The organism is Nocardioides sp., assembly GCF_031422975.1.
Taxonomy (GTDB): Bacteria; Actinomycetota; Actinomycetes; order Propionibacteriales; family Nocardioidaceae; genus Nocardioides.
In genome coordinates, this window is record NZ_JANPEO010000210.1 from 1 (window position 1) to 2,849 (window position 2,849).

4 protein-coding genes are annotated in these 2,849 nt (G+C 72.7%); all 4 read left to right on the forward strand.

Annotated elements, in window-relative coordinates; genetic code table 11:
• Window positions 1-416 (forward strand): IPT/TIG domain-containing protein (locus RMO85_RS06315; RefSeq protein ID WP_310527613.1); only part of this gene is annotated, 416 nt, incomplete at its 5' end.
• A 41-nt stretch (window positions 417-457) separates the two neighbouring features.
• Window positions 458-988, forward strand: a complete 531-nt coding sequence (locus RMO85_RS06320) for a DoxX family protein (protein ID WP_310527615.1) — start codon at window positions 458-460, stop codon at window positions 986-988.
• A gap of 43 nt (window positions 989-1,031) precedes the next feature.
• Window positions 1,032-2,327 carry a 3-phosphoshikimate 1-carboxyvinyltransferase gene (aroA, locus tag RMO85_RS06325; RefSeq protein WP_310527617.1) on the forward strand — a complete coding sequence of 432 codons (1,296 nt, stop codon included), beginning with the start codon at window positions 1,032-1,034 and terminating at the stop codon, window positions 2,325-2,327.
• On the forward strand, window positions 2,324-2,849 hold a 526-nt coding region (gene rsgA, locus RMO85_RS06330), incomplete at its 3' end, for a GTPase RsgA (RefSeq protein WP_310527622.1). The genes aroA and rsgA, both read left to right, overlap by 4 nt.

Below are 2,849 nucleotides of genomic sequence, written 5' to 3' on the forward strand. Positions count from 1 at the left end.
CGACCCCGACGCCCACCCCGACCCCGACGCCCACCCCGACGCCGACGCCCACCCCGACCCCGACGCCCACGGCCGTCCCGGCGACCCGGGATCTCGCGGTCAGCATCACGACGCTCGACCGCAAGGCGCTCGACGAGGACCTCGCCGTGACCACGACCGGGATCCCCTCCGGGGAGACCGCGACCGTCACGATCTCCGGCAGCAACACCAGGGCGCTCACCAGCAGCGACGAGCGCTGTCACGTCGAGGGGGCGCGCCTCGTCTGCACGGTCACCGGGTCGGCACCCGTCGCCGTACGCGCCCAGCGCCTCCCCAACGGCAACGCCAGCGTGAGCGTGGTCGTGGCGAGCAACGCCGGTCAGGACAGCTTCCCGGACGACAACTCCGCGACGCTGGTGCTCGACTCCCGACCCTAGGGCTTTTCCCCGGCCTTCCCTTCGTCGTGTAGGAAGGTGTCATGACCGTCACCAGACTCCTTGCTCGTCCGATGCTGGCCTCCATGTTCATCGTGGGAGGTGTCAGCGCCCTCAAGAATGCCGATGCGCTGGCTGCCACAGCCCAGCCGGTTGCCGACAGGTTCGTGCCGCTCGTGCAGCGGATGGCGCCGCAGGCGCCGATCCCGACCAACGCCACGACGCTGGTGCGCCTCAACGCGGGCGCCCAGATCCTCGCCGGCGCTGCGCTCGCGACCGGGCGCGCCCCGCGCCTGGCCTCGACCGTGCTGGCAGCGACCCTGGTCCCGTCCACGCTGGCCGGCCACCGCTACTGGGAAGAGACCGACCCGGCCGCCAGGGGCAACCAGAAGGTGCACTTCTTCAAGAACGTCTCGATGTTCGGCGGACTCCTCATCGCCGGCGTCGACACCGACGGCAAGCCCGGCGTGGCATGGCGGGCGCGTCGCGCCGCCACCGACGTCAAGCGCGAGGCCCGGCGGCTCGCCAAGGACGCCCGGCACGAGGCCAAGCTCGCCCGGGCGCAGCTCGGCTGATCGCACACCCGGTCGGCTCGCCCGGCACCGATAAGGTGCTCGGGTGACCTCTCTCGCGGACCCGTGGCCGGCGCCTCGCCCCACCCGCCCGGTCGAGGGGGTCGTGTCGCTGCCCGGCAGCAAGTCCCTGACCAACCGCGCCCTGATCCTCGCCGCGCTCGCCGACGGCCCGAGTGTCGTACGCCGACCGCTGCGCTCGCGCGACACGATGCTGATGGCCGCCGGGCTGGCCGCGATGGGCGTCGGCGTCGCGGACGAGGATGACGACTGGCGGATCACCCCCGGGGCGCTCACTCGCGACGCCGACGTGGACTGCGGCCTCGCCGGCACGGTGATGCGGTTCGTGCCGCCGGTCGCCGGCCTGTCGACGGGCACCATCGCGTTCGACGGCGACCCGCACATGCGGCGACGCCCGGTCGGCGAGGTGCTGACGGCCCTTGCCGGCCTGGGCGTGGACATCCACGACGACGGCCGCGGCTCGCTGCCGTTCGTCGTGCGCGGCACCGGCTCCGTCCGGGGCGGAACCGTCGTGATCGACGCCAGCGCGTCGTCGCAGTTCATCTCGGCGCTGCTGCTGGCCGGCGCGCGCTACGACTCCGGCGTCGACATCCGACACGACGGCAAGCCGGTGCCCTCGCTGCCCCACATCGAGATGACGATCGCGATGCTCCGCGCACGCGGCGTCGACGTGGACGACACCGACGTCCACCGCTGGGCCGTCGCGCCCGGGCCGATCGCCGCTCTCGACGAGGCGATCGAGCCGGATCTGTCCAACGCCGCGCCGTTCCTGGCGCTGGCCGCGACGACGGGCGGCATCGTCACGATCCGCGACTGGCCCACGACCACGACGCAGCCCGGCGACGACCTGCGCCACGTCCTGACGCAGATGGGCTGCGAGGTGTCGCTCGACGACACCGGCCTCACCGTTCGCGGCAACGGCGGGCTCCAGGGCGTCGACCTCGACCTGCACGACATCGGTGAGCTGACGCCCGCGATCGCCGCACTCTGCGCGCTGGCGGACTCTCCCTCCCACCTGCGCGGCGTCGGCCACATCCGGGGCCACGAGACCGACCGGTTGGCGGCGCTCGCGACCGAGCTGGGCAACCTGGGGGCCGACGTGACCGAGCATCCCGACGGGCTCTCGATCCGCCCCGCTCCCCTGCACGGCGGCGTGTTCTGCACGTATGCCGACCACCGCATGGCCCACGCCGGCGTGATCATCGGCTCCGCCGTCGACGGGGTGCTGGTGGAGAACATCGCCACCACGGCCAAGACCTTCCCCGACTTCCCCGGCGCCTGGCTGGACCTGGTGGGCCCGGATCCGGTGGGCACGGCGTGAGCAACCGCTACACCGATCACGACGTGGAGCACTACGAGCGACCCCGCCGCCGCACCCGCCCCCGCACCAAGGACCGCCCGACCTACGACGACGCCGTCGACGGCGTCGTCGTCACCGTCGACCGAGGCCGCTTCACCCTGCTGATGGACGGCGTGACGGTGATGGCGATGAAGTCCCGGCCCCTCGGCCGCAAGGGTGTCGTCGTCGGGGACCGGGTGCGCGTCGTGGGTGACGTGTCCGGTGTCGACGGATCGCTGGCACGGATCGTGGAGGTCGTGCCACGCACGACCACGCTGCGGCGTACCGCCGATGACGACGACCCGGTAGAGCGCGTCATCGTCTCCAACGCCGACCAGCTCGTCGTCGTCACCGCGCTCGCGGATCCCGAACCGCGCCCACGCCTGATCGACCGGGCACTCGTGGCGGCCTTCGATGCGGGTATGGCGCCGCTGCTGTGTCTCACCAAGGCGGACCTCGCCGACCCGGAGGTGCTGCTGTCGACCTATCGCTCCCTGGGCGTGC

Excerpts from the sequence above, each read along its gene's own strand:
- RMO85_RS06320 (WP_310527615.1), top strand. The coding sequence starts at position 458 with ATGACCGTCACCAGACTCCTTGCTCGTCCGATGCTGGCCTCCATGTTC.